Origin of the sequence: Mycobacterium sp. E2733 (genome assembly GCF_001667585.1) — a bacterium.
Taxonomy (GTDB): domain Bacteria; phylum Actinomycetota; class Actinomycetes; order Mycobacteriales; family Mycobacteriaceae; genus Mycobacterium.
In genome coordinates this window covers 42,867-66,631 of record NZ_LZJZ01000107.1, presented here as the reverse complement: position 1 = coordinate 66,631, position 23,765 = coordinate 42,867, and the positions used below count along the sequence as shown (strand labels likewise).

The following is a 23,765-nucleotide window of genomic DNA, read 5'->3' as shown; positions in this document are numbered from 1 at the left end:
GGTAAGTTGAGCCGGTGACGAGCCCGCATTTTGCGTGGTTGCCGCCAGAAGTCAACTCGGCACGAATCTTCGCGGGTCCCGGAGCCGGGCCGCTGCTTGCTGCCGCGGAAGCCTGGGACGGCCTCGCCGAGGACCTGGCATCGTCAGCATCGTCATTTTCTTCGGTCACGTCAAATTTGGCCAACGGGTCCTGGCAGGGCCCGTCGTCGGCGGCGATGATGGCCCTCGCCACGCACTACGTCAGCTGGCTCAGCGCGGCCGCGGCCCAGGCCGAGGCGGTGTCCAGCCAGGCCTCGGCCGTCGCCCACGCGTTCGAGGGTGCGCTGGCGAACACCGTGCAGCCCGCGGTGGTCGCGGCCAACCGCGCTCTGGCGCAAGCGTTGTCGGCCACCAACTGGCTGGGCCAGAACACCCCCGCGATCGCCGACATAGAGGCCGCCTATGACCAGATGTGGGCGTCGGACGTCGAGGCGATGTACGGTTACCACGCCGACGCGTCGGCGGCCGTGGAGAAACTGGCGCCCTGGCAGCAGGTGCTGCAGAACCTCGGCTTCCACTTCAGCAGCAGCGGACAGCTCACGTTCGGCCTTCCCGCGGCGCGGGTTCCGCGCACGCTCTGACCGCCCGGCCCGCGCCTATCCTGAGCATCATGCGCACGAAGAAGAGGGTGGACATCGAGCGGCTCGCCGCCGCGCTCCAGGACTACCCGTACGCGTACCTGGTCACCGTCGACGACGACTATCGCGTGCACACCGTGACCGTCGAACCGCGGCTGCGCGAGGCGATCGTCGACGTCGGCCTGATCGGCGGCCGCACCCGGCAGAATCTCGCCCGGCGCCGCGACGTCACCCTGCTGTGGCCCCCGACCAAGCCCGGCGGCTATTCGCTGATCGTCGACGGCACGGCCGAGGTGACCGAAGACCGAGCGGGGGACGCCGTTCGCCTGGGCGTCGTGCCCACCCGCGCGCTGTTGCACCGCGAGGCCGACCCCGACTCTCCCGGCACGGCCAAGGGCTGCCTGCACGACTGCGTGGTGTTCTCGCTGCCGGCCTAGCGCCGAGCGTGAAACCAGGGCGGAAAAACCGCCGGAATCCAGCCGTGAGTTCACGCTCGGCGGACACGAAAAGGCCCGGCCTGCAACGCAGACCGGGCTTTTCGTGGACTTTCTAGAAGTCCATGCCGCCCATGCCGCCGGTCGGGTCGCCCGCGGGAGCGGCCGCCTTCTCCGGCTTGTCGGCGACGACGGCCTCGGTCGTCAGGAACAGCCCGGCAATGGACGCCGCGTTCTGCAGCGCCGAGCGGGTGACCTTGACCGGGTCGGCAACGCCGGCCTTGAGCAGGTCCTCGTACTCACCGGTGGCGGCGTTCAGGCCGGTCCCGGCGGGCGAGTTGCGGACCTTCTCGGCGACAACGCCGGGCTCCAGCCCGGAGTTGAAGGCGATCTGCTTCAGCGGAGCCTCGAGCGCGACGCGCACGATGTTGACGCCGGTCGCCTCGTCACCGGAGAGCTTCAGCTCGTCCAGGGACGGGGACGCGTGCAGCAGGGCCACGCCACCACCGGCGACGATGCCCTCCTCGACGGCCGCCTTGGCGTTGCGGACCGCGTCCTCGATGCGGTGCTTGCGCTCCTTGAGCTCCACCTCGGTGGCGGCGCCGGCCTTGATCACCGCAACACCGCCGGCCAGCTTGGCCAGGCGCTCCTGCAGCTTCTCGCGGTCGTAATCGGAATCGCTGTTCTCGATCTCCTGGCGGATCTGGGCCACGCGCCCGGCGATGGCGTCGGTGTCACCTGCGCCCTCGACGATGGTGGTCTCGTCCTTGGTGACGACGACCTTGCGGGCCTTACCGAGCAGGGCCACGTCGGCGCTCTCCAACGACAGGCCGACCTCCTCGCTGATCACCTGACCACCGGTGAGGATCGCCATGTCCTGCAGCATCGCCTTGCGGCGGTCACCGAAGCCGGGGGCCTTGACGGCCACCGACTTGAAGGTGCCGCGGATCTTGTTGACGACCAGGGTGCTCAAAGCCTCACCCTCGACGTCCTCGGCGATGATCAGCAGCGGCTTGCCGGCCTGGATGACCTTCTCCAGCAGCGGGAGCAGGTCCTTGACCGTCGACACCTTGGAGCTGACCAGCAGGATGTAGGGGTCCTCGAGGACCGCTTCCTGCCGCTCGGCGTCGGTGACGAAGTAGCCCGAGATGTAGCCCTTGTCGAAGCGCATACCCTCGGTGAGCTCGAGCTGCAGGCCGAAGGTGTTGGACTCCTCGACGGTGATGACGCCCTCGTTGCCGACCTTGTCCATCGCCTCGGCGATCAGGTCGCCGATCGACTGGTCGCCCGCGGAGATCGCGGCGGTCGCGGCGATCTGCTCCTTGGTCTCGACCTCCTTGGCCTGCTTGAGCAGTGTCTCGGTGACTTTTTCCACGGCCTTCTCGATGCCGCGCTTGAGACCCAGCGGGTTGGCGCCGGCCGCGACGTTCCGCAGGCCCTCTTTCACCAGCGCCTGGGCCAGCACCGTGGCCGTCGTCGTGCCGTCACCGGCCACGTCGTCGGTCTTCTTGGCGACTTCCTTGACCAGCTCGGCGCCGATCTTCTCGTATGGGTCCTCCAGCTCGATCTCCTTGGCGATGGACACACCATCGTTGGTGATCGTGGGGGCACCCCACTTCTTCTCCAGGACGACGTTGCGACCCTTGGGTCCCAGCGTCACCTTTACCGCGTCGGCGAGGGCGTTGAGCCCCCGCTCGAGGCCGCGACGGGCCTCTTCGTCGTACGCAATTGTCTTGGCCATTGCGAAGTGATTCCTCCGGATCGGGAATGACACCGGGTGACCACGCGTGGCCACCCCATTACTTACGCTGGCCGGGTGCAGTGCCCGCGACGGACGACCCCAGGTGTCTGCTGGTCTCACCGTCCCGACCTAGCACTCACCGGTCGCGAGTGCCAACGTCATTCTTAGCACTCGCCCATGCCGAGTGCAAGAACGATCGGGCCTTATCGCTGCACGCGTAAACCGTCGATGACGACGTCCGTCGCCCGCTCCGCAAGCGCCGCGTCGTAGGCCTGCACGGCCTGGCAGCCGACCAGGATCGCCTTGAGGTCGCGCATGTCGATGTCGCGCCGCGCGGTGCCCGCGTCCTGCGCGGCGCGGAGCAACTCGCCGAGCATGGCCTTGAAGGCGTCTTCGGCATCGGGCGCGGCGCAGGCGATGTCGATCCCGTAGCCGGCCAGGGCGTCGACCAGCCCGCGGTCCGCGGCGCCCCACTGCAGCACCATCGACGTCGGCGTGCAGCGGCGGTTGTGGGCGGTCTCGGAGGAGCTCACCGGCGTCACGTATCCCCTCGGCTGAGGTCAATGGTGCCGACCCGCCGCGCCCGGCGTATGCGCCGCGCTTGCGATCGCACTAGGGCAGGTCGAGCAGCTGCTCGTAGAAGCCGCCGAAGCCGCGGGCCCGATCGGCCAGATGGATCTCCAGGATCCAATGGCAGGCGCGGCCGGTCGGGTCCGTGCGCCGCATCGGCTTGTTCGAGCCGGGCATGATGTACCACTGGACGCCGGGTCCGGCGATCTTCTTGTGCGGGAACTCCCCGACCAGGTGGCCGGCGATGGAACTGGCGAACTCGAAGCCCTCGGCGTGCGCCAGCCCGACGACGAAGTCGTACAGCTCGGCGCCGGTGATGTCCGGGCGCCTTTCGAAGTACTCGCGGCCGGCCCGCCACACCCGGGGCAAGGCATCGCGGACGGCGGTCTTGTGCGGGTCGTCGCCGAGCACGAACGTGCGGCCGAAGTCGGCCTCCCACTCCGCGAAGATCGGACCCAGGTCGAGGAAGACGATGTCGCCGTCGGCGACCACCCGGTCCGGCGGGCGCTCGCTGAAGGGCTGCAGCGTGTTCTCACCCCCCCGCACGATCCGCCGATGCCAGTGCCGGGTGACCCCGAGCATTTCCGCGGCGAGCCGGTTGATTTCGTCGGACAACTGCTTTTCCGAGACACCGGGGCGGATCATGGCGCGCCGCTCGATCTCGTCGAACAGCCGCGCCGCCTTCTCCTGGGCGTCGAGCAGCCGTTCAGCCCGAATCAGTTCCTCCGCCACGCTCGCGATGTTATAGCCGCACACTGGGAGCATGTCCCTCGTCGTGCCGCCCTATCCCCCGCCCCGATACACCAACGACGAGCCGGAGATCAGCGCCTGGCTCAAGCGGGCCGACTCACCGCCCGACTACGAAACCGGGGGCGTCAAATACCACTACCTGGCCAACCAGCAGGCCACCGATGGCGACTACGGGCTGTACCGGGTCGACATCCCCGCGGGCGGCGGCGGGCCCGGTCCGCACTTTCACCGGGCGATGTCCGAGGCCTTCTTCGTGCTGTCCGGGACGATGAAGCTCTACGACGGCACCCAGTGGGCCGACGGCCGGCAAGGCGACTTCCTCTACGTCCCGCCCGGCGGCGTCCACGGCTTCCGCAACGGGGCCGACGACGAGCCGGCGTCGATCCTGATGCTGTTCGCGCCGGGCGCGCCCCGGGAGGCCTACTTCGAGGGCTTCGGGGCACTCGCCGACATGACCGACGACGAGTGCAGAGAGTGGTTCATTCGCCACGACAACTACTGGGTGCAGTAGACGGGTTAATGGGGAGCGAACTTCGGCGATCGGCGGCGATACGCGGCATCTGCGCAACGTAGGGTTTGGCCGTGCAGGTGAGGTCGAAGCGGGCGGCGGCGTGGTTGCGGATGAAGGTCGAGACGGCGTTCAGCGCCCCGATCAGGACCGCGGAGCGGGTCAAACGACCGAGACGCCCGGGCCTCAAGCGCGCGCCCACCGCGTCCGCCAAGGTCCGCGGGCGGCGGCTCCGGCCCGCGAACGGTCACCGACCGAAGCGGTAGTCGGCGTCGACAAGCTCGCGGGTGCGCTCGAAGAAGGTCCGCCCGCTATAGGGCAATTGGGTGACCACTTTCCCGCTGGGATGGCGGAAGTAGTTGCTGCACGCGAGCCAGACCTTGCCCGCCATGGCGGCCTGTATCTCGTCGTTGTAGCGGCGCTGCGCGTCGGGTGTCACCTCCACGGTGCGCGCGCCGCGGCCGTTCATCGCGTCGACGATATGGCGGACGAAGGTCGTCTGCGCCTCGTGGATGTAGACGATCGAGTTGACGCCGTTCGTGTTGGGGCCGTAGAGCGTGAAGAAGTTCGGATACCCGGCCACCAGCGTGCCCAGGTACGCCTCGGCGCCGTCGCTCCAGTCCTCGGCCAGGCGGCGGCCGCCGGTGCCGTAGACGTCGATGCTCGCCAGATAATCGGCGGCCTTGAACCCGGTGCCGTAGATGATGGTGTCCACGCGGTGCTCGACGCCGTCCACGGTTCGCACTCCCCGCTCGGTCAGCTCGGCGATCGCGGTGGTCTCCAGGGAAACGTTGGGCAACGCGAACGTGGGGTACCACTCGCGTGACATCAGCGGCCGCTTGCAGCCGGCGGGATAGTCCGGCATCAGCTTGGCCCGCAGCTCGGGGTCGGCGACCTTGCGCATGAGGTAACTGCGGGCCAGCTCGGTCGCCTCGCGCGTCTGGGCATGGTCGACGTCGAAGCTGGCCGACTCGTAGGCGTCGAAGGCCTCGTCGCGCAGCTTCTGCGCCATGGCGGGGTCGCGTTCGAACAGCTCGTGCTGCTCGGGCGTGAACGGGAAGTCGAATCGGGGCGCGATCCAGATCGGCGTCCGCTGAAACACGGTCAGGTGCGCGGTCTCTGGCGCTATCGCGGGCACGTACTGAATCGCGCTGGCGCCGGTGCCGATGGACGCCACCCGCTCGCCGGCCGTCGACTTGGTGTGATCCCAACGGGCCGAATGGAATTGGCGGCCACGGAACCGCCGCGCCCCGGGGATGTCCGGGATGTGGGGCACGTCGAGCATCCCGACGGCGCTGACCACCACGTCGAATTCGTGTTCGCGGCCGTCGCCGTCGGTCAGCGTCCAGCGGCGCCGGGTGTCCGACCAGCGCACGGCGACGATCGCGGTGTTGGCCCGCAGGCGCGCGCCCAGCCCGTGGTCGAGGGCGACCTTTTCCAGATACGCCAGGATCTCGGGCTGGTTCGCGTACGTCTTGCTCCACCGCGGGTTGGGCGCAAAGGAATACGAGTACAGGTGCGACGGGACGTCGCACGCCGCGCCCGGGAACGTGTTGTGGCGCCACGTCCCGCCGAACCCGTCGGCCCGGTCGAAGATGGTGAACTCGTAGCCGCCCTCGGCCAGCTGGATGCCCATGGCGATGCCGCCGGCGCCGGCGCCGATGATCCCGACCCGCGGCTTCACGCCCATTGCGAGAAGTACGGTCGCTGCGGGCGGCTCTTCTGCACCAGGATGAACACCACGCCCCAGGGGTCGACGAACCAGGTGGTGCGGACCCGCGCCACCTCCGCGATTCCGCTGACCAGGAAGCGCACGCCCTTGCTCTCCAGCTCGGCCCGGGTGGCGTCGATGTCCTCACAGATCAGCCCGACGTGGGACAGCCCGTGATCGGTGAGGGCCCGGGCGTCGGCCCGCCCTTCCGGTTGCGCGCCGAGGTATTCGATGACCTCGAGCACGCGATCGCCGTCGCCCGGGAACCCCACGATGGCGGCCTTCATGTTGGGGTCTTCGACCAGCTCGCCCATGTCGTCGCGAATGGCGTTACCGGTCATCACGTATGGCGGCGAGAGCACACGCAGGCCCAACACGTCTCGGTAGAACGCCACGGCGGCCTCGCAATCCGGAACACACACCCCAGTGTGGGCCATTCCGGTAATCACGTTCTCGACTTTACGTCGACGGCCCCGGGAACCGGATAAGTATCTTTGGCGTCGGCTCTGGTCCGTGTCCGAACAACTCACCGGGGTCAGCTTCGGAATCTGACGGGCCGATAATGGCCGGGTGCGGTCGGTCGAAGAACATCAGCGCGTCGTAGCCGAATTGATCCGTCCCCGCCCGGCGGTCACCGCCACGCTGGCCGAGGCGCAAGGGCTGGTCCTGGCCGACGACGTGGTCGCGCGGCTGGCGCTGCCGGTCTTCGACAACTCCGCGATGGACGGATACGCGGTGCGCGCGGAGGACATCTCCGGGGCGGCGCCCGAGAACCCGGTGGTGCTCGAAGTCGCCGAGGACATTCCCGCCGGGCGCACCGACGAGCTGACGCTGCAACCGAACACCGCGCACCGCATCATGACCGGCGCGCCGCTGCCGGCCGGGGCGACGGCCGTCGTGCCGGTCGAAGACACCGACGGCGGCGCGGATGTCGTGTCGATCCGCGCGCCGCGCGAGCCCGGCAGGCACATCCGGCGCGCGGGTGAGGACGTCGCCCCCGGCACCACCGTCCTGCGGCGCGGCCAGGTGGTGACGCCGGCCGTGCTCGGCCTGGCGGCGGCGCTGGGAATGGCCGAGCTGCCGGTGCTCCCGCGCCAACGGGTGCTGGTGATATCGACCGGGTCGGAGCTGGTGGCGCCGGGCAGCCCGCTGCGGCCGGGGCAGATCTACGAGTCCAACTCGATCATGCTGGCCGGCGCCGTTCGCGACGCGGGCGCCGAGGTGGTCGCCGTGGTGACCGCGGAAGACGATGTCGCGCAGTTCAGTTCGCTCCTCGACCGGTACGCCGCGGACGCCGACCTGATCATCACCAGCGGCGGGGTCAGCGCCGGCGCCTACGAGGTGGTCAAGGACGCCTTCGGCCGCGCAGGCGACCAGGGCGTCGAGTTCGTCAAGGTGGCGATGCAGCCGGGCATGCCGCAGGGCATCGGCCGGGTGGCCGGAGCGACGATCGTCACCCTGCCCGGCAACCCGGTCAGCGCCCTGGTGTCCTTCGAGGTGTTCATCCGGCCCGCGCTGCGCAACGCCATGGGCCTGCCCGACCCGCAGCGCCCGCACCGGGCCGCCGTGCTGACGGAGTCGTTGACCTCGCCGCGGGGCAAGCGGCAGTTCCGCCGCGCGGTGCTGGACCGCGACGCCGGCACCGTCACCAGTTACGGCCCGCCCGCCTCGCACCATCTGCGGTGGCTGGCGTCGGCGAACGCGCTGCTGGACATCCCCGAGGACGTCGTGGAGGTGTCCGAGGGGACCGAGCTGCAGGTCTGGGACTTGGCCTAGCCGACGACGATGCAGCCCGCGCAAGGGGGTGCTGAGGAGGCGGGCAATCTGGGTTAAGCCGCGGGGGTGGGCACCTGCCGATGGAATTCGTCGGCCCGGTCGAAGGCCGTGGCGCAGCGAATCGCGACGGCGATCACCGTCATCAGAACCGGGATCGTCACCAGCGCCGCGGACAGTCCGCCCCGGTCGGACAGGTGGCCGATCAGGGGCGGCCCCAACAGGTAGCCCAGCCAGCCCGTCGCGGCGACGAGGGCGATCGCCGAGCCCGCGCCGCCCGCGCCGTAGGCGGCGCTGAACGCGGTGGGCACCAGCAGCGCCACGCCGACCCCCAAGCAGGCGAAACCGGCAACGCTGGCAACGGGATTGGCGGTCGCCAGCGTCACGCCCATGCCCGCCGCGGCGAACACCGCGAGCGCCGGTAGCAACCGGCGGGCCGAGACCCGCGCGTGCAGGCGTATCGCGCCCAGCCGGGTGACGACCATCGTCAGCGTGTAGGCCGCATAGCTCAACGCGGCGATCCCCGGACCGGCGCCGACGACGTTGCGCAGGTAATTGGCCGACCAGTCGGTGGCGGCGCCCTCGCACAGGAACGACACGAAGGCCACCGCCGCAAGGATCGCCACCGTCGGCGTCAGCCAGGCCCGCTTGGACCGCTCGTGCGGCGGCTCCGCGGCCGCCGGGTCCCGAATCAGCCCACGTGTCAGCGCCGCGACGACGGCCAGGACGACGAGCCCCACCGCCGCCAGCTGCGGCGTCAGCCCGACGCGCGCGCTCACGCACGCCGCGCCGATAAGCGCGCCCAGCAACGCGCCGAGGCTCCACATGCCGTGGAAGCGGGCCATGATCGGCGCCCGCGCCAGGCGCTCGACCGTGCCGGCTTGGGTGTTCATCGCGACGTCCAGCGCGCCCTGGAACATCCCCCACAACGCCAGGGCCGCAAACAGCCACGCGCCGGACCGGGCCAGCCCCACCGTCGTCCCCGCGATGGCGTAGCCCGTTGCCGTCACCGGAATCAGCCGGTGGCTGCCCCAGCGCGGCAGCAACCAGTGGCTGCCCAGCGTGGCCACGACCGAACCCAGCGGCGCCCCGAACAGCGCCGTCCCCAGCGCCGCGTCGGACAGGCCGAGCCCGGCCTTGACGGCCGGGATGTGGGCGGCCCACGAGGAGAACCCCACGGCGTGGGCGACGAACACGGCGGTGACGGCGATCTTCGCCCGGCGCAGCCGCGGCGCCCCATCGTCATTCGGATGCATGTCGAAGCTGTGCGTTCCCCCTGCGGGCGGGAACCAACCGCCCGCGCCTTTCGTAAGATGGCCGCGTGGCACGACGCCCCCGCCCTATCGGCCCCACCGCCGAGGATCCGACGTTCAGCCCGCAGCACGCGTTGGAGTTGGTGCGCTCGGCCATTCCGCCGGTGCACCCGGCCGGCCGCCCGTTCATCGCCGGCGGGCTGGCGGTGGCTCTGGTCGGCCGCAAGCACCGGTGGATCCGCCGGGCCGGCCTGCTGGCGGCGGGCGCCTGCGCGGGGTTCTTCCGCCACCCACCGCGGGTGCCGCCGACCCGGCCGGGCGCGATCGTCGCGCCCGCCGACGGCGAGGTGTGCGTGATCGACTCCGCCGCCCCGCCCGCCGAACTCGGCATGGGCGACGGGCCGTTACCGCGGGTCAGCATCTTCCTGTCGCTGCTGGACGCCCACGTGCAGCGCGCCCCGGTGAGCGGCGAGGTGATCGCCGTGCAGCACCGGCCCGGCCGTTTCGGGTCGGCGGACCTGGCCGCGGCCAGCACCGAGAACGAGCGCACCAGCCTGCGGATCCGGACGGCCACCGGCGCGGAGGTGGTGGCGGTGCAGGTCGCCGGACTGTTGGCGCGGCGCATCATCTGTGATGCGCGCGTCGGGGACAAGCTGACGATCGGCGACACCTACGGGCTGATCCGGTTCGGCTCCCGGCTCGACACCTACCTTCCGCCGGGCGCCGAGCCGCTGGTCCAAGTGGGCCAGCGCGCCATCGCCGGCGAAACCGTGCTGGCCGAGCTGTCATGATCAGCAAGCCGCGCGGCAGGCCGTCGGTCAACCTGCAGATCCTGCCGAGCGCGATGACCGTGTTGTCGATCTGCGCGGGGCTGACCTCGATCCGGTTCGCGCTCGAGCACCAGCCCAAGGCCGCGATGGCGTTGATCGCCGCCGCGGCCATTCTGGACGGGCTGGACGGCCGGGTGGCCCGCATCCTGGACGCCCAGTCACGCATGGGCGAGGAAATCGACTCGCTGGCCGACGCGGTGAACTTCGGCGTGACGCCTGCGATCGTGCTCTACGTGACGCTGCTGGGCAAGTCGCCGGCCGGTTGGGTGGTGATCCTGCTCTACGCGGTGTGCGTCGTGTTGCGGCTGGCCCGGTACAACGCGCTGCAGGCGGACGGCAGTCAGCCCGCCTACACGCACGAGTTCTTCGTCGGCATGCCGGCGCCGGCGGGCGCGGTGTCGATGATCGGGCTGATCGGGCTCAAGCTGCAGTTCGGCGAGGGCTGGTGGACCTCGACGACGTTCCTGTGCATCTGGATCACCGGGACGTCGATGTTGATGATCAGCAAGATCCCGATGCGCAAGATGCACGCCGCGGCGGTGCCGCCCAGCTGGGCCGCGCCGCTGCTGGCGCTGCTGGCGATCTGCGCGGCCGCGGCGGTGCTGGCGCCCTACGTCCTGATCTGGGTCATCATCATCGCCTACCTGTGCCACGTCCCGTTCGCGGTCCGCAACCAGCGCTGGCTGGCCGCGCACCCCGAGGCCTGGGCCGACGAGCCCAAGCAGCGCCGCGCCGCGCGGCGCGCGATCCGCCGGGCGCAACCGAACCGCCGGTCGATGGCGCGTCTGGGGCTGCGCAAACCGGGTGGGCGCCTGCCATGAGCCGGCCGGGCGAGGAAGCGGCCCGTCAGCTCACGCTCACCGCGCGGTTGAACACCTCCGCCGTCGACTCGCGCCGCGGCGTCATCCGGTTGCATCCGAGCGCCGTTGCCGCGCTCGGCATTCGCGAGTGGGACGCGGTGGCGCTGACGGGCTCGCGGACCACGGCGGCCGTGGCGGCCCTCGCCGGGCCGGACACCCCGGTCGGGACGGTGCTGCTGGACGACGTGACGTTGTCCAACGCCGGGCTGCGCGAGGGCACCCCGGTGATCGTCGGCGCGGTCACGGTCTACGGCGCCCGCTCGGTGACGCTGTCCGGCTCGTCGCTGGCCAGCCAGTCGATTTCGCCGGTCACGTTGCGGCAGGCCCTGCTCGGCAAGGTGCTGACCGTCGGCGACGCCGTGTCGCTGCTGCCCCGCGACCTGGGCCCGGGCACCTCGACGTCCGCCGCCACCCGCGCGCTGGCCGCGTCGGTGGGCATCAGCTGGACCTCGGAGCTGTTGACGGTCACCGGCGTCGACCCCGTGGGACCGGTCAGCGTGCAGCCCAACTCGCTGGTCACCTGGGGCTCCGCCGTTGGGTCAGGCGTGCCATCCGGGGCCACGTCGCAGGACTTCGTCGACGTCGCCAGCCCGGAGACGGTAGTCGAGGAGCTCAAGGGATCGCAGCCGCAGGCCGCCAAGCTCGCCGAATGGCTCAAGCTCGCACTCGACGAACCGCACCTGCTCAAGACGCTGGGCGCCGGCGCCAACCTCGGCGTGCTGGTGTCGGGTCCCGCCGGCGTCGGCAAGGTGACGCTGGTGCGCGCGGTGTGCGACGGCCGCAGGCTGGTGAAAGTGGACGGCCCGGAGGTGGGCGCGCTGACGCCGGAAGACCGGCTCAAGACCGTGAGCGCGGCCGTGCAGGCCGTCCGCGACGGCGGTGGCGTCCTGCTGATCACCGATGTCGACGCCCTGCTGCCGGCCACCCCCGAGCCGGTGGCCGCCCTGATTCTGGGCGAGCTGCGCACCGCCGTGGCGACCGAGGGCGTCGCGCTGATCGCCACGTCCGCGCGGCCCGACCAGCTCGATGCCCGGCTGCGCGCGCCGGACCTGTGCGACCGGGAGCTGAGCCTGCCGCTGCCCGACGCCGGCACCCGCAAGGCGCTGCTGGAATCGCTGCTGAAAGCGGTGCCCGCCGTCGACCTGGATCTCAACGAGATCGCCGCGCGCACACCGGGTTTCGTGGTCGCCGACCTGGCCGCGCTGCTACGCGAGGCGGCGCTGCGCGCGGCCTCGCGCGCCAGCATCGACGGCCGGCCACCCGAGCTGAACCAGGACGACCTCGTCGGCGCGCTGACCGTCATCAGGCCGCTATCCCGTTCGGCCAGCGAGGAAGTGACCGTCGGCAACATCACCCTCGACGACGTCGGCGACATGGCCGAGGCCCGTCAAGCGCTGACCGAGGCCGTGTTGTGGCCGCTGCAGCACCCCGACACCTTCGCCCGGCTGGGTGTCGAACCGCCCCGCGGGGTGCTGCTGTACGGGCCGCCCGGCTGCGGCAAGACCTTCGTCGTGCGCGCGCTGGCCAGCACCGGGCAGCTGTCGGTGCACGCCGTGAAGGGGTCCGAGTTGATGGACAAGTGGGTGGGCAGCTCGGAAAAGGCGGTGCGCGAACTGTTTCGGCGCGCCCGCGACTCGGCCCCGTCCCTGGTGTTCCTCGACGAGATCGACGCGCTGGCGCCCCGGCGCGGGCAGAGCTTCGACTCGGGCGTTACCGATCGGGTGGTGGCCGCGCTGCTTACCGAGCTCGACGGCGTCAATCCCCTGCGCGACGTCGTCGTGCTGGGCGCCACCAACCGGCCCGACCTGATCGACCCGGCGTTGCTGCGCCCGGGCCGGCTGGAGCGGCGGGTGTTCGTCGAACCGCCCGACGCCGCCGCCCGCCGCGAAATCCTGCACACCGCGGGCAAATCCGTCCCGCTGAGCGACGACGTCGACCTCGACGAGGTGGCCGCCGGGCTCGACGGCTACAGCGCCGCCGACTGCGTGGCGCTGCTGCGGGAGGCGGCGCTGACCGCGATGCGGCGATCCATCGACGCCACGGACGTGACGGCCGCCGACATCGCGGCCGCGTGCCGAATCGTGCGGCCCTCACTGGATCCCGCGCAGGTGGAGGCGCTACGGGCGTTCGCCAAAGCTCCGTAGCACGGCCCGCGCCGACGCAGCGACGTCGCCTTCCAGCCAGTTGGGCATCGGGTCGTCGCGGGCGTGGCGCCGGACCACCGCATAGGGCAGGTCCGCGACCGCCCGCGCGACGGCGTCGACCGACCGCGGCCTGGCGTTCCCATACAGCTGCCGGGCCAACCCGGCGATCCGCTCGGTCAGCGGGGCGTTCATCGCGGCCAGCGTCCGCTGGAACTGCGCGTCGGGCTCCTCGTCGAGCAGGTCGCCGGGCCGGATCGTCAACAACAGCCGGGCGTCGTCGGGCAACTCGCGCGCGAAGCTGACGGCGGCCACGGCCGTCGCTATCGCCGTTTCCAGGGCGTCAGCCGCCGGGGTTTCGCCGCCGGCGGCCAGCGCCCTGGCCTGGAACCGCTCCAGCGCGCGCAGCCACGCCGCCGTCAGGATGCCGTCGCGGTTGCCGAACCGGTGATAGAGGGTGCCCGCGGGCGCGCCACTGGTCTTGGCGATGGCGGCGACGCTGGCCGCGCGCGGTCCGCCGTCGAGCACAAGCGCCCGGGCGGCGTCGAGGATCACATCGGTTTCATGCTTCCGCGGAGGTGCCACGATCTAGTATGGTCCTTCTATATGGAACGATTACCCTATATCGATGAGCATGCCATAACCGTGGACGCGGGGCGCGCGGACACCTGGTCGGCGCTGTTGCGCGTGATGTGCCGGGACCCGGGCTACCCCTCCACCGTGCCGATCGGCTTCGTTCTGGACGAGGCGCGGCCGCCGGCCCGGTTCGCGCTGAAGGGCCGGCACCCCTTCGCGGTGTACCAGTGGGTGTTCGAGCTGGCAGACGCGGCGGCGGGCCGCACCCGCGTGCGCTCGGCGACCTGGGCGGCCTTCCCGGGCCTGCACGGCAAGGTCTACCGGGCGCTCGTCATCGGCACCGGCGGGCACCGCGTCGCCGTCCGGTGGACACTGAACCGGATCGCCCGGGCCGCCGAGCAAGCCGACTACACCGACGTCTTCGAAGTGCCGCTCCCCCAAGGCGACTCACGCACGGCCGAGGAAACGTTCCGCGACGCGGTGGGGCGTGGCTCGGGCGGGGGCGTCGTCTTGTGGATCCACCGCCACGTCCTGAGGTTTGACCTCGGGCCGATTTCGTCGCCGGACCACATCATCGGCTGGACGATCGTGCGTTCGGATCACGACGAGCTCGTGCTCAGGGCGCGCGGGCCGCTCATGCACGGCGAGCTGACGCTGCGACGCGAGGACGATCGGCGCGCCAGCCTCACCACCCGCGTGCAGTACCGCCACAAGGCCACCGCCCGAACGGTGTGGGCCTTCGTCGGCCCGCTGCACCGGGCGGTGGCGCCGCGGCTGATGAAGCGCGCGGCGGTGTGGCAGCGTATACCGGCATGACCGAGCCTGCGACCGCGCTGGGCGTCGTCGGCGGAATCGACCTGTCCGGCAAGGTCTGTGTGATCACCGGCGCGTCCTCCGGGTTGGGGCGCGAGTCGGCCCGCGCGCTGGCCGCCGCCGGCGCCCACGTCGTCCTGGCCGCCCGCAACCCAGCGGCGCTGGCGCAGGCGGCCCAGTGGATCGCGGCCGAAGTGCCCGGCGCGCGAACCTCGGCCGTCGAGCTCGACCTCACGACGCTGGCCGGCGTCGCGGCGGCGACGGCCGCAATCGGAGAACTGGCCCCGGCCATCGACGTGCTGATGAACAACGCCGGCGTGATGTTCACGCCGTTCGGCAGGACGCGCGATGGATTCGAGATGCAGATCGGCACAAACCATTTCGGGCACTTCGAACTCACCCGGCTCCTCGTCCCGCAACTCGCCGCGGCCGCCCGGGTTCATGGTCAGGCCCGGATCGTCAACCTGTCGTCGGCGGGCCACGTCTTGGGTGACGTCGACCTCGACGATCCCAACTGGGAGCGGCGGGACTACGACAAGTTCGTCGCCTACGGCGCGTCGAAAACGGCGAACATCCTGCACGCCGTGGAAGCCGATCGCCGCTTGCGCGACACGGGAATCCGCGCCTACGCCGTCCATCCCGGCACCGTTGCCACCGCGCTCGCCCGGCACATGTCCCGGGCGGACTTCTCGCGGCTGCGCAAACCGACGGGCGAGCGGCTCGACGTCACCACGCCCGACCGCGGCGCGGCCACCCAGGTGTGGGCGGCGGTCAGCCCGGAGCTGGCCGGCCGGGGCGGCCTGTATCTCGAAGACTGCCGGGTCAGCGAGGCGGTGGCGCCCTACGCTCGCGACGAGCGGCGCGCGGCCCGGTGGTGGGAGCTTTCCGAGGAGCTCACGGCTCCGGCGGCGTAGTCCACTCGCGGGACAGCCGCGACGTAAAGGACGGCGGCCGGCGCTCGAGGAAGGCGGCCACCCCCTCGCGGGCGTCGGCGGTGCCCATGACCCGTTGATGCAGCTGGGTTTCCAGCGCGGCGACCTGCCGCGGGGTGTAGTTGTTCATCGCGGTGTCCCACAGCAGCCGCTTGCACAGCGCCGCCGACATCGGCGCCACGTTGACAGCGATGTCGCGGGCCAGCTCCACCGCGTGGTCGAGCACCCGGCCGGCGGGCAGGGCCCGGTTCGCGATGCCGAGCGCCACAGCCTCGGCCCCGCCGAAGGTTCGCCCGGTGAGCAGGATGTCCGCGGCCACGCCCAGGGTGGTCAGCCGCGCCAGCGTCCAGTGCGACATGCAATCGGGGATCACCCCCCGGCGGACCTGCACCACACCGTATTTCGCGTCCTCGGCGACCACGCGCAGGTCGGCCTGCAAGGCGATGGTCAGGCCGATGCCGATCGCGTGGCCGTTGAGGGCGGCGATCACCGGCTTGCGCAACTCGAACGCTGCCGGGCTGATCGGTGACGCCGAGAACTCCCCGGCCGGCGTGTCGAATGGGCTTGCGGCGCCGGAGAAGTCGGCGCCCGCGCAGAAGGCGCGGCCCGCCCCGGTCACGACGATGGCCCGGACGTCGTCGTCACCGTCGCACTCGGCGTACGCCCGGCTCAGCAGCGCGCCCATCTCGGCGGTGTAGGCATTGAGCTGCTCGGGCCGATTGAGCGTGAGCACCGCCACGCCCGCGTCGACGTCGACCGTCAGATCGGGGCTCATCGCAGGGCCGGGGCGCGGTGCAGGGCGCCGATCAGGTCGGCGATGTCCGCGGCGCGCGGCGTGTAGCCCGGGAAGTAGCAGCACACCTCGGTGGCGTGCTCGGAGAACCTGGCGCCGATCTGCTCCGCGCATTCCTCGGGGGTGCCGACGACGCCGATCCGGGCCACCACCTCGTCGCCGACCAGGCGGCGCATGTCGGCGAAGCGGCCCTGCTTGGACAGCGCGTTGAGCTCGGGCTGGACGTCGGCCCACCCCTCGGCCTCGAGCACGGGCAAATAGGCCGGAGTCGAGCCGTAGAACGAAATGAGCGCCGCCACACCGTCGATCGCGGCGGCCAGGGCGGCCTCGTCGCGGCCGACGGCGACCATGGCCTGGGCGACGATCTGGAACCCGTCGGCCGATCGGCCAGCCCGGCGCAGCCCGTCGGCGACCGCGGGGACGGTGCGTTCGGCGAAGTGCCGGGCGCTGTTGAACGGCATCACCAGCAGCCCGTCGGCCACCTCGGCGGCGGTGCGCGTCATCACCGGACCCAGGGCACCCAGCAGCACCGGCGGCGGCCCGAACGGGTTGGGCCCGGGGTTGAAGTTGGGCGCCATGATGGTGTGCGTAAAGAACTCGCCGCGAAAGTCCAGGCGGCACTGGCCTTCCCAGGCCGAGAAGATCGCCTTGATCGCGGCGATGGTTTCGGCCATCCGCGCCGCCGGCCGCTCCCATTTGCTGCCATAACGCTTTTCGATGTGGGCCTTCACCTGTGAGCCCAGGCCGAGCCGGAACCGGCCGCCGCTGTAGAGCTGCAAGTCGTAGGCGGCGTGCGCCAGGTGCAGGGGGCTGCGCGGCGGGGCGATCGCCACGTTGGTCATCAGGTCCAGGTCGGTCGCGCCGGCGGCGATGATCAGCGGGAAGAACACGTCGTGCTGGCCCTCGAAGGTGAACAGGCCGTCGGCTCCCGTCGCGGCGAGGTCGGCGGCGCTCGCCGCCGCCTCCACCGGTGAGCCGTTGACCTGTAGGTGTACCTTCATGTATTCCCCTGTCGCACTATTCGGAAAGCTGGAATTCCACCACCTCGGCAACCGCGGCCACGGCCTCGCGGAGCGCGGCCAGCCGCTCGGCTGCGGACGGCGCCGACAGCACCGTGTACCGGTCGGCCGTGCCGATGGGGATGCGAGCCGCCAACGCGTACAGGCGTTGTCCGGGATCGCCGGCCGTGTCGGGGCCCAGGAGGGCCGCGCGCTCCGGCAGCGCCACGCCGCGCGCGTCGGCGATCCGCTCGAACAGGGCCATCACCCGGTCCTCGACCTCCAGCAGCTGGGCCGGGGTGACCGGGTCCCCGGGCTCGTCGGGCCACAGCGTCACCGTCGCCCGCGGATAGGGATCGTCGGGCAGCCATTCGGACACCCGGATCCGTTCACCGGTCCGGCAGTGCATGGAGTAGCGGCCCGCCCCGTGCTCGACGCATTCGGTGATCCGGGACAACACGCCGACATCGCAACGCGCGTCGCCGCCGCCGACCTCGCGGCCCCGCGAGATCAACACCACGCCGAACGGGTCGCCGGAGTCGAGGCAGTGCCGGACCAGCGCGCCGTAGCGCGGCTCGAAGATCCGCAATGGCAGGTCCTGGCCGGGCAGCAGGGCCGACTCCAGCGGGAACATCGCCAGCTCCATCAGATCTCCAGCTCGCCCACCAGCGCGTCGACGACGGCCCGCAGGTCGCCGTCGTGTTCCTCGGCCACCCGGCGCTGCCGCTGGTACGAGGCGCCCCGCCTGGGAATCTCGGCCACCGCGGCCAGCTCGTCGACGCAGTTCAACGACTTGGCAACGGGCTCAAGCCGATTCAGCACCTCGTCGAGATCCTCGGTGACCAGCCGCTCGTTGCTGTCGGCATCCTGGATGATGATCGCGTCCAGCCCGTAGCGGGCGGCGCGCCACTTGTTCTCCTGGTTGTGCCACGGCGGCATGGTCGGCAGGGTCTCGTCGGCTTCCAGCCGGCGGTCCAGGTCGACCACCAGGCAATGCGTCAACGCCACCAGCGCGCTCAGCTCCCGCAGGTTGGACACGCCGTCACACACCCGCACCTCGAGGGTGCCCAAGTGCGGCGAAGGCCTGATGTCCCAACGGACTTCGTCGACATGATCGATGATGCCGGTCTTCTTCTGGTCGTAGACGAACCCTTCGAACTCCGCCCAGGTCTGGAATTGGAACGGCAGGCCGGCGGTGGGCAACTGCTGGAACATCATCGCGCGGTTGCTGGCGTACCCGGTGTCCACGCCGGTCCACCAGGGCGAGGATGCCGACAGCGCCAGCAGGTGCGGGTAGTACTTCAGCAGCGACGTCATGATCGGCATCACCTTGTGCGCCGAGGAGATTCCGACGTGCACGTGCACGCCCCAGATCAGCATCTGGCGCCCCCACCACTGGGTGCGCTTGATCAGTTCGGCATACCGGGGTGCGTCGGTGAGCTTCTGCGTCGACCACTGCGCGAACGGGTGTGCGCCGGCGCAGAAGAGCTCCATTCCCCGGTCGCGGACGATCCGGTGCGCGGGGCCCAGGGTCTGCCGCAGATCGTCCATGGCCTCTGACGTGGAATGGCAGACCCCGCTGACGACCTCGACGGTGTTGCGCAGCAACTCCTTGTGCACGCGCGGGTTTTCGCCGATCTCGGCGATCACCGCCGTCGCCTCGTTACTCAGGTCGCGGGTCTGCGCGTCGACGAGCGCGAACTCCCACTCCACGCCGAGGGTCGGCCTCGGTGAACGGGCGAAATCTATGCGCGACTCGGCCCTTTTGAGGGCCCTGTTAGCCGGCACCGATCACACCGCACGCGACCCGCTTGCCGGCGTCACCGGTGGTCATCGTCATCTGGTCGGGACCCGGCGTTCCGTTGGTCTGGCTGTAACGCTCCGGCGGGATGTTGGCGAAGTTGTCGGCGCCAGCGTGGATGATGATCGCGGTCTTCTCGCCGGTAAGCAGGTCTTCCATGGCGAAGGCGTCCGTGGTCGTCACCATCATTCCGGACCCGTCCTTGCGCACCTGCAGCGAGGTCAGGTCACCGCTGGCGGGGTGGGCGGCGTGCCCGGGCACTTGGAAGTGCCCGCCGGCGGACAGGAAATCGCCGGGCGCGCCACCGGTCGGGGCGACGGAGTTGGGCTCACATTTGCCGACCTTGTGGATGTGTACCCCATGGAAGCCGGGCGTCAGCACCCCGTCGGCCTTCGTCGCGATGGTGACGGTGGCGTAGCCGCTGTTGAACTGGAAGGTCGCGGTCGCGACCTCGGTGCCGTCGGGCGCCCTCAGGTGGGTGGTGATGTTCTTTTCCTGCGGCGCGGCGACGGGCCCGCCCTCCGGGGCACCGGTTCCCGACGGTGCCGGCGATCCGGTCCAGACCGCCGGCGTGGTGCCCAGCGAGGACGAGGCGTGCTGGGGCGACGAGCACGCCCCCAGCAGGGCGACGGAAGTGGCTGCGGAAAGCGCGGACATGGTGACGGCGGCAGTGCGGTGACCAGCGAGCTGAGGCATAGCGGAAGCCTAACCGCTTCAGCGGTCGTCAGCCCGTAACGAGGACGATGACCCCGGGCGGTTGGCCGGTCAGTGCGGGGATGCGGGGTTCGACCGGCGCGCCCAGGGCCTTGCCCACCGCGTCGGCGGTCGCGTGCTCGTCGTCGGCGTCGGTGTAGTACACCGTGGTGGCCGACACGTCGGGCACGGACAGGTTGTCGACCTTGGTGACGTTGAAACCGGCGGCCGTGAGCTGGTCCTTGGTGTGGGCGGCGACGCCCTCTTTGGCCGAGATGTTGTACACCTGCACCTCGGACCGGCCGGCCGCGGGCTTAGTGCTCGTCGGCGTGGCCGAGCTGGCGGTGGTCGACGTGGAGACCGCCGCCGACGAGTCCTCGTCGGAGCTGCCGGACGACCCCAGCGCCTGCCAGCCGAGCAGCAGGAAAATGACCCCCAGGAACAACAGCACCATCACCATCGCCCGTAGGGGAAGCCCCGTGGAGTCGGGGACTCGCTCTTTCATCGAGCCCACTGTAGCGAGTCAGGTCACCTCGAACCCGAGGCGCCGCGCCGCCCGCGCCTTCTGCCGGCTGGCACGCAGCCGCCGCAACCGCTTCACCAGCATCGGGTCGGCGGCCAGCGCCTCCGGCCGATCGACGAGCGCGTTGAGCACCTGGTAGTAGCGCGTCGCCGACATCGAGAACAGTTCTTTGATTGCTTCTTCTTTTACGCCCGCGAATTTCCACCACTGACGTTCGAAGGCGAGGATGTCGTGTTCGCGGCGGGTGAGGCCATCTGCGATCTCAGCATCGTCCCCCGATCGATTTGCCCGCGCCATGGCGCTGTCCATATAGCTTCCCCTGGACCCTTCCGGCGAATTCTCGGCTGCTCTGATGACTTGACTTACCTGAGGGCGTGTTTCGGCGAATATTCAACCACGGCGCAAACCCTCAAGCCGTCATCCAGACCCGCGAGTCGGCCGATTGGCTCAGATTGCCCGAGCAGAACATGGCCGGCTTCGACGCGCACGCGCGTGCGGTAGCTTAGCCGACCATGGCAGTCGTACCGATCCGGATCGTCGGGGATCCGGTGTTGCACACCCCGACGCAGCCGGTCCCCGTCGGCGCCGACGGGTCGCTACCGGCGGACTTGCCGCAGCTGATCGCCGACATGTACGACACCATGGACGCCGCGCACGGAGTCGGCCTGGCCGCCAACCAGATCGGCGTCGGGTTGCGGGTCTTCGTCTACGACTGCGCCGACGACCGCGGGCGGACAGACCGTCGCCGCGGTGTGGTCGTCAACCCGGTGCTGGAGACCTCCGAGGTGCCGGAGACCATGCCGGATCCGGACAACGACGACGAGGGTTGCCTCTCGGTCCCGGGCGAGTCGTTTCCCACCGGCCGCGCCACCTGGGCGCGAGTCACCGGTCTGGATGCCGACGGTAAGCCGGTCGACATCGAGGGCACCGGCCTGTTCGCGCGCATGCTGCAGCACGAGACCGGTCACCTGGACGGCTTTCTGTACCTGGACCGGCTGATCGGTCGCCACGCCCGTAGTGCCAAACGCGCGGTCAAGTCGCACGGCTGGGGTGTGCCCGGGCTGTCGTGGCTACCCGGTGAAGGGCCGGACCCCTTCGGCCACTGATGTTCTCGTGGCCGGACCTGGGCACGCGGGTGACGCTTCGCTACCGGCGCGCGAAAGGCTCGGTCCCCCCGCTGACCGATGCGGTGGGACACCTGCTGGCGGTCGGGCCGGTGGTGCGGGTTCGGACCAAGACCGGCGCGGTCGTCGAGGTGGCGGCCGACGACGTGGTCGCGCTGCGGGTGCTGACCGACGCGCCGGTACGCACCTGGCAGATCCGGGCGCTCGAGCACGCGGCCGCTGCGGCGTCGCCCGGCAGCGAACGGGCCTGGCTCGAGGGCTGGCTGCTGCGCGCCGGCGACGGGGTCGATTACGCTATGCCGCTTGATGTTTCGGCTCGACCGGGTACCATTGCGGCGATCGCGGCCTGGTATGAGCGCCGCGGACTGGCGCCGCGTCTGGCGATTCCCGATCGCTTGTTGGCGCTGCCGCCGGGGCTGAGCGCCGAACACACCGAACGCGTTCTGGTGCGCGACGTCTCCGCATCGGCCCCGGTCGAACCGGCAACCGACGGCGAGCTGGCGCTCGCGCGGGCGACCGTGACCGACGCGCCCGACGGCGGCCGGTGGGTGGGGCTGTCGCCGACGCATTCCGCCGACGACCCGGCGGCCCCCGCCGCGTGCGAGGCGCTGCTGGCCTGGGCCGCGGCGCGCGGGGCCACCCGCGCCTATCTGGTCGTCCCCGACACCGGTTCGGGTGCCGGTTTCATGGCGCTCGCCGACGCGCTGGGTTTCCGGGCGCACCATCGCCGCCACTACTTTCCGGCCCGCTCGCCCGCCTGGGATACCGTCTAGCCATGCCCGACGGCGCCGTTGACGGTGTGCTCCGGCTGGCCACCTGGAACGTGAATTCCATTCGCAGCCGCCTGCCCCGCGTCCTCGACTGGCTGGCCCGCGCCGACGTCGACGTACTGGCGATGCAGGAAACCAAGTGTTCCGACAGCCAGTTTCCGACCCTGCCGTTTTTCGAACTCGGCTACGAGGTGGCCCATGTCGGCTTCAACCAGTGGAACGGCGTGGCAATCGCCTCGCGGGTGGGCCTCGATGACGTGCAGATCGGCTTCGACGGGCAGCCGACCTGGAGCAGCAAGCCGGAGGTGGCCGCGACGGCCGAAGCCCGCGCGCTGGCCGCCACCTGCGGCGGCATCCGGGTCTGGAGCCTGTATGTGCCCAACGGCCGCGCGCTGGGCGACCCGCACTACACCTACAAGCTGGAATGGCTTGCGGCGCTGCGTGATACGGCGGCCGGCTGGTTGCGAGACGATCCCAGCGCGCAGATCGCGCTGGCCGGCGACTGGAACATCGCGCCCACCGATGACGACGTCTGGAGCACCGATTTCTACGCCGGCGCCACCCACGTCTCCGAGCCGGAGCGCCGCGCGTTCGGCGCCATCGTCGACGCGCAATTCGCGGACGTGGTAAGGCCTTTCGCGCCCGGCCCGGGCGTATACACCTATTGGGACTACACCCAGCTGCGGTTCCCCAAACGGCAAGGCATGCGCATCGATTTCATCCTCGCCTCGCCGGAACTTGCCCGCAGGGTGACGGACGCGCAGATCGTCCGCGAGGAACGCAAGGGGAAGGCCGCCAGCGATCACGCTCCGGTGCAGATCGACGTAAGGCGAGGCTAAATCGCGTTTACTGCGTTCGCGCCATGCTCACAACCGGGTTAAGCTCAGGCAAATTAAATGCGGCTGCTCGTTGTCTGCGCGTTGGCAAGGTGGCAGGCTTTGATTTTGTTAGAAGCAACGAACGGTGTTGTTTTGCTGTTAACGCAGCGTTCAGCGGGTGTGCCTGCCTCGCTGGTGACGCGGGTTCGCGGCAAGGGCATAGAAGCCAGGGAGTCAGCATGAGTGTCATCGGCGGAGCGGTCCGAGGCGTGGGTCAGGCGGTGAGTCGCGTGGCGACCACGACGACCGCGGCCGCCGGCGCTGTGGGTGGCGCGGCGGTCAACGGAGTCATCGGCGGCGTCACCGGAGCCGCTGAGGGCGTCAAAAAGGGAATGAGCAGCGGCAGCCACTCGGCGCCGGCGGCGGCGGTGGCCTTCGGTGCGCTTGGCGTCGCGGGTCTGGTCGAGTGGCCGGTACTGCTGGCGGTCGGCGGCAGCGCGCTGTTGCTGCAACGGCTGAGCCGCAAACAAGAACCGGCCAAGGCGAGCCTCAAGGCGGTACCGGTGGAGCCGGCGCCGCAGAAGGCCGCGCCGCAGAAGGCCGCGCCGCAGAAGTCGGCCGGCAAGTCGACGGCCAAGAAGGCCGCCGGGCGCCGGGCGGGCAGCGCCCAGTTGCGTAGCACCAACTAACGGCACTGTTCGAAAACGCTTTGAGCATTGCGACGGCGATCCGACGA

At 70.5% G+C, this 23,765-nt stretch carries 25 protein-coding genes and 2 pseudogenes; 13 read left to right on the top strand and 14 right to left on the bottom strand.

The features are described from left to right. Nucleotides 1-14: 14 nt before the first annotated feature. Nucleotides 15-551: pseudogene (locus A5678_RS20350) on the top strand (PPE family protein); the annotation flags it as partial. A gap of 98 nt (nt 552-649) precedes the next feature. Next, the gene (locus tag A5678_RS20345) at nt 650-1,054 is read left to right on the top strand and encodes a hypothetical protein (protein WP_068045851.1); all 405 of its coding nucleotides are present in this window, start codon (nt 650-652) and stop codon (nt 1,052-1,054) included. A 112-nt stretch (nt 1,055-1,166) separates the two neighbouring features. Here A5678_RS20345 and groL read toward each other — a convergent pair whose 3' ends face one another. The 3 genes and pseudogenes from groL to A5678_RS20330 all read right to left on the bottom strand — a co-directional run bounded on the left by groL (nt 1,167) and on the right by A5678_RS20330 (nt 4,127). Beyond that, entirely contained in the window at nt 1,167-2,792 is a 1,626-nt protein-coding gene (gene groL / locus A5678_RS20340; protein ID WP_067949166.1) for a chaperonin GroEL, read from the bottom strand. A gap of 203 nt (nt 2,793-2,995) precedes the next feature. Continuing rightward, nucleotides 2,996-3,280, bottom strand: a pseudogene (locus tag A5678_RS20335) (TetR/AcrR family transcriptional regulator); the annotation flags it as partial. Nucleotides 3,281-3,404: 124 nt separating this feature from the next. Further along, on the bottom strand, nt 3,405-4,127 hold the full coding sequence (locus A5678_RS20330; protein WP_068045848.1) for a M24 family metallopeptidase: 723 nt from the start codon (nt 4,125-4,127) through the stop codon (nt 3,405-3,407). On the opposite strand from A5678_RS20330, the gene A5678_RS20325 reads away from it, so the two are divergent. Continuing rightward, a complete protein-coding gene (locus A5678_RS20325) occupies nt 4,126-4,623 on the top strand; it encodes a cupin domain-containing protein (protein ID WP_068045846.1) in 498 nt (165 codons plus the stop codon). The two genes, A5678_RS20330 and A5678_RS20325, sit on opposite strands and share 2 nt — an antisense overlap. Before the next feature lie 244 nt (nt 4,624-4,867). Here A5678_RS20325 and A5678_RS20315 read toward each other — a convergent pair whose 3' ends face one another. Then, nucleotides 4,868-6,310, bottom strand: coding sequence for an NAD(P)/FAD-dependent oxidoreductase (locus A5678_RS20315; protein WP_068045840.1), 1,443 nt, complete (start codon nt 6,308-6,310; stop codon nt 4,868-4,870). Then, complete coding sequence (locus A5678_RS20310; RefSeq protein WP_068045837.1) at nt 6,301-6,780, bottom strand: VOC family protein; 480 nt, start codon at nt 6,778-6,780, stop codon at nt 6,301-6,303. Before A5678_RS20310 ends, A5678_RS20315 begins: the two co-directional genes overlap by 10 nt. 121 nt (nt 6,781-6,901) lie before the next feature. Here A5678_RS20310 and glp point away from each other — a divergent pair, with 121 nt between their 5' ends. Continuing rightward, nucleotides 6,902-8,107, top strand: a complete 1,206-nt coding sequence (gene glp, locus A5678_RS20305; protein WP_068045835.1) for a gephyrin-like molybdotransferase Glp — start codon at nt 6,902-6,904, stop codon at nt 8,105-8,107. 53 nt (nt 8,108-8,160) lie between these two features. On the opposite strand, the gene A5678_RS20300 is transcribed toward glp, so the two are convergent. After that, on the bottom strand, nt 8,161-9,360 hold the full coding sequence (locus tag A5678_RS20300; protein ID WP_068045831.1) for an MFS transporter: 1,200 nt from the start codon (nt 9,358-9,360) through the stop codon (nt 8,161-8,163). A 65-nt stretch (nt 9,361-9,425) separates the two neighbouring features. Here A5678_RS20300 and A5678_RS20295 point away from each other — a divergent pair, with 65 nt between their 5' ends. From A5678_RS20295 to A5678_RS20285, 3 genes are read left to right on the top strand one after another with little or no spacing between them, the layout of a single operon-like run. Next, nucleotides 9,426-10,148 (top strand): phosphatidylserine decarboxylase, encoded by a 723-nt coding sequence (locus A5678_RS20295; protein WP_068045829.1) that lies wholly within the window; start codon nt 9,426-9,428, stop codon nt 10,146-10,148. After that, nucleotides 10,145-11,008 (top strand): CDP-diacylglycerol--serine O-phosphatidyltransferase, encoded by an 864-nt coding sequence (gene pssA / locus A5678_RS20290; protein WP_068045827.1) that lies wholly within the window; start codon nt 10,145-10,147, stop codon nt 11,006-11,008. The genes A5678_RS20295 and pssA overlap by 4 nt, the downstream gene beginning before the upstream one ends. Continuing rightward, nucleotides 11,005-13,191 (top strand): AAA family ATPase, encoded by a 2,187-nt coding sequence (locus A5678_RS20285; protein ID WP_068045824.1) that lies wholly within the window; start codon nt 11,005-11,007, stop codon nt 13,189-13,191. The genes pssA and A5678_RS20285 overlap by 4 nt, the downstream gene beginning before the upstream one ends. Here the strand turns inward: A5678_RS20285 and A5678_RS20280 are convergent. Continuing rightward, complete coding sequence (locus A5678_RS20280) at nt 13,165-13,773, bottom strand: TetR/AcrR family transcriptional regulator (protein WP_068045822.1); 609 nt, start codon at nt 13,771-13,773, stop codon at nt 13,165-13,167. The genes A5678_RS20285 and A5678_RS20280 overlap by 27 nt on opposite strands. Before the next feature lie 21 nt (nt 13,774-13,794). Here A5678_RS20280 and A5678_RS20275 point away from each other — a divergent pair, with 21 nt between their 5' ends. Then, nucleotides 13,795-14,580, top strand: coding sequence for a DUF2867 domain-containing protein (locus A5678_RS20275; RefSeq protein WP_068045820.1), 786 nt, complete (start codon nt 13,795-13,797; stop codon nt 14,578-14,580). Continuing rightward, on the top strand, nt 14,577-15,491 hold the full coding sequence (locus tag A5678_RS20270) for an SDR family NAD(P)-dependent oxidoreductase (RefSeq protein WP_068045817.1): 915 nt from the start codon (nt 14,577-14,579) through the stop codon (nt 15,489-15,491). Before A5678_RS20275 ends, A5678_RS20270 begins: the two co-directional genes overlap by 4 nt. Here A5678_RS20270 and A5678_RS20265 read toward each other — a convergent pair. The 7 genes from A5678_RS20265 to A5678_RS20235 are packed head-to-tail and all read right to left on the bottom strand — an operon-like array spanning nt 15,472 to nt 20,626. Next, nucleotides 15,472-16,284 carry an enoyl-CoA hydratase/isomerase family protein gene (locus tag A5678_RS20265; RefSeq protein ID WP_068045814.1) on the bottom strand — a complete coding sequence of 271 codons (813 nt, stop codon included), beginning with the start codon at nt 16,282-16,284 and terminating at the stop codon, nt 15,472-15,474. The genes A5678_RS20270 and A5678_RS20265 overlap by 20 nt on opposite strands. Beyond that, nucleotides 16,281-17,303: a TIGR03617 family F420-dependent LLM class oxidoreductase gene (locus A5678_RS20260; protein ID WP_068045810.1), complete on the bottom strand. Its 1,023-nt coding sequence runs from the start codon at nt 17,301-17,303 to the stop codon at nt 16,281-16,283. The genes A5678_RS20265 and A5678_RS20260 overlap by 4 nt, the downstream gene beginning before the upstream one ends. Before the next feature lie 16 nt (nt 17,304-17,319). Continuing rightward, nucleotides 17,320-17,946, bottom strand: coding sequence for an LON peptidase substrate-binding domain-containing protein (locus A5678_RS20255; RefSeq protein ID WP_068045807.1), 627 nt, complete (start codon nt 17,944-17,946; stop codon nt 17,320-17,322). After that, entirely contained in the window at nt 17,946-19,088 is a 1,143-nt protein-coding gene (locus tag A5678_RS20250) for a glutamate--cysteine ligase (RefSeq protein WP_068045803.1), read from the bottom strand. Before A5678_RS20250 ends, A5678_RS20255 begins: the two co-directional genes overlap by 1 nt. Continuing rightward, on the bottom strand, nt 19,078-19,797 hold the full coding sequence (locus A5678_RS20245) for a superoxide dismutase family protein (protein ID WP_068045800.1): 720 nt from the start codon (nt 19,795-19,797) through the stop codon (nt 19,078-19,080). The genes A5678_RS20250 and A5678_RS20245 overlap by 11 nt, the downstream gene beginning before the upstream one ends. A 28-nt stretch (nt 19,798-19,825) precedes the next feature. Further along, entirely contained in the window at nt 19,826-20,299 is a 474-nt protein-coding gene (locus A5678_RS20240) for a LytR C-terminal domain-containing protein (protein ID WP_068045797.1), read from the bottom strand. An 18-nt stretch (nt 20,300-20,317) separates the two neighbouring features. Continuing rightward, nucleotides 20,318-20,626: a DUF3263 domain-containing protein gene (locus A5678_RS20235; protein WP_007167558.1), complete on the bottom strand. Its 309-nt coding sequence runs from the start codon at nt 20,624-20,626 to the stop codon at nt 20,318-20,320. Between the two features lie 203 nt (nt 20,627-20,829). On the opposite strand from A5678_RS20235, the gene A5678_RS20230 reads away from it, so the two are divergent. The 4 genes from A5678_RS20230 to A5678_RS20215 all read left to right on the top strand — a co-directional run bounded on the left by A5678_RS20230 (nt 20,830) and on the right by A5678_RS20215 (nt 23,718). Next, nucleotides 20,830-21,423: a peptide deformylase gene (locus A5678_RS20230; protein ID WP_068045794.1), complete on the top strand. Its 594-nt coding sequence runs from the start codon at nt 20,830-20,832 to the stop codon at nt 21,421-21,423. Continuing rightward, nucleotides 21,423-22,214, top strand: a complete 792-nt coding sequence (locus tag A5678_RS20225) for a GCN5 family acetyltransferase (protein ID WP_068045790.1) — start codon at nt 21,423-21,425, stop codon at nt 22,212-22,214. The genes A5678_RS20230 and A5678_RS20225 overlap by 1 nt, the downstream gene beginning before the upstream one ends. Before the next feature lie 2 nt (nt 22,215-22,216). Then, nucleotides 22,217-23,050: an exodeoxyribonuclease III gene (locus tag A5678_RS20220; protein WP_068045788.1), complete on the top strand. Its 834-nt coding sequence runs from the start codon at nt 22,217-22,219 to the stop codon at nt 23,048-23,050. A 218-nt stretch (nt 23,051-23,268) separates the two neighbouring features. Then, entirely contained in the window at nt 23,269-23,718 is a 450-nt protein-coding gene (locus tag A5678_RS20215) for a hypothetical protein (protein WP_068045785.1), read from the top strand. Nucleotides 23,719-23,765 lie beyond the last annotated feature (47 nt).

What these genes read in the sequence shown, in the direction of transcription:
- A5678_RS20345 (WP_068045851.1), top strand. Translation starts at nt 650, where the DNA reads ATGCGCACGAAGAAGAGGGTGGACATCGAGCGGCTCGCCGCCGCGCTC.
- groL (WP_067949166.1), bottom strand. Translation starts at nt 2,792, where the DNA reads ATGGCCAAGACAATTGCGTACGACGAAGAGGCCCGTCGCGGCCTCGAG.
- A5678_RS20325 (WP_068045846.1), top strand. Translation starts at nt 4,126, where the DNA reads ATGTCCCTCGTCGTGCCGCCCTATCCCCCGCCCCGATACACCAACGAC.
- A5678_RS20330 (WP_068045848.1), bottom strand. Translation starts at nt 4,127, where the DNA reads ATGCTCCCAGTGTGCGGCTATAACATCGCGAGCGTGGCGGAGGAACTG.
- A5678_RS20315 (WP_068045840.1), bottom strand. Translation starts at nt 6,310, where the DNA reads ATGGGCGTGAAGCCGCGGGTCGGGATCATCGGCGCCGGCGCCGGCGGC.
- A5678_RS20300 (WP_068045831.1), bottom strand. Translation starts at nt 9,360, where the DNA reads ATGCATCCGAATGACGATGGGGCGCCGCGGCTGCGCCGGGCGAAGATC.
- pssA (WP_068045827.1), top strand. Translation starts at nt 10,145, where the DNA reads ATGATCAGCAAGCCGCGCGGCAGGCCGTCGGTCAACCTGCAGATCCTG.
- A5678_RS20285 (WP_068045824.1), top strand. Translation starts at nt 11,005, where the DNA reads ATGAGCCGGCCGGGCGAGGAAGCGGCCCGTCAGCTCACGCTCACCGCG.
- A5678_RS20275 (WP_068045820.1), top strand. Translation starts at nt 13,795, where the DNA reads ATGGAACGATTACCCTATATCGATGAGCATGCCATAACCGTGGACGCG.
- A5678_RS20270 (WP_068045817.1), top strand. Translation starts at nt 14,577, where the DNA reads ATGACCGAGCCTGCGACCGCGCTGGGCGTCGTCGGCGGAATCGACCTG.
- A5678_RS20265 (WP_068045814.1), bottom strand. Translation starts at nt 16,284, where the DNA reads ATGAGCCCCGATCTGACGGTCGACGTCGACGCGGGCGTGGCGGTGCTC.
- A5678_RS20260 (WP_068045810.1), bottom strand. Translation starts at nt 17,303, where the DNA reads ATGAAGGTACACCTACAGGTCAACGGCTCACCGGTGGAGGCGGCGGCG.
- A5678_RS20255 (WP_068045807.1), bottom strand. Translation starts at nt 17,946, where the DNA reads ATGGAGCTGGCGATGTTCCCGCTGGAGTCGGCCCTGCTGCCCGGCCAG.
- A5678_RS20245 (WP_068045800.1), bottom strand. Translation starts at nt 19,797, where the DNA reads ATGCCTCAGCTCGCTGGTCACCGCACTGCCGCCGTCACCATGTCCGCG.
- A5678_RS20240 (WP_068045797.1), bottom strand. Translation starts at nt 20,299, where the DNA reads ATGAAAGAGCGAGTCCCCGACTCCACGGGGCTTCCCCTACGGGCGATG.
- A5678_RS20235 (WP_007167558.1), bottom strand. Translation starts at nt 20,626, where the DNA reads ATGGACAGCGCCATGGCGCGGGCAAATCGATCGGGGGACGATGCTGAG.
- A5678_RS20230 (WP_068045794.1), top strand. Translation starts at nt 20,830, where the DNA reads ATGGCAGTCGTACCGATCCGGATCGTCGGGGATCCGGTGTTGCACACC.
- A5678_RS20225 (WP_068045790.1), top strand. Translation starts at nt 21,423, where the DNA reads ATGTTCTCGTGGCCGGACCTGGGCACGCGGGTGACGCTTCGCTACCGG.
- A5678_RS20220 (WP_068045788.1), top strand. Translation starts at nt 22,217, where the DNA reads ATGCCCGACGGCGCCGTTGACGGTGTGCTCCGGCTGGCCACCTGGAAC.
- A5678_RS20215 (WP_068045785.1), top strand. Translation starts at nt 23,269, where the DNA reads ATGAGTGTCATCGGCGGAGCGGTCCGAGGCGTGGGTCAGGCGGTGAGT.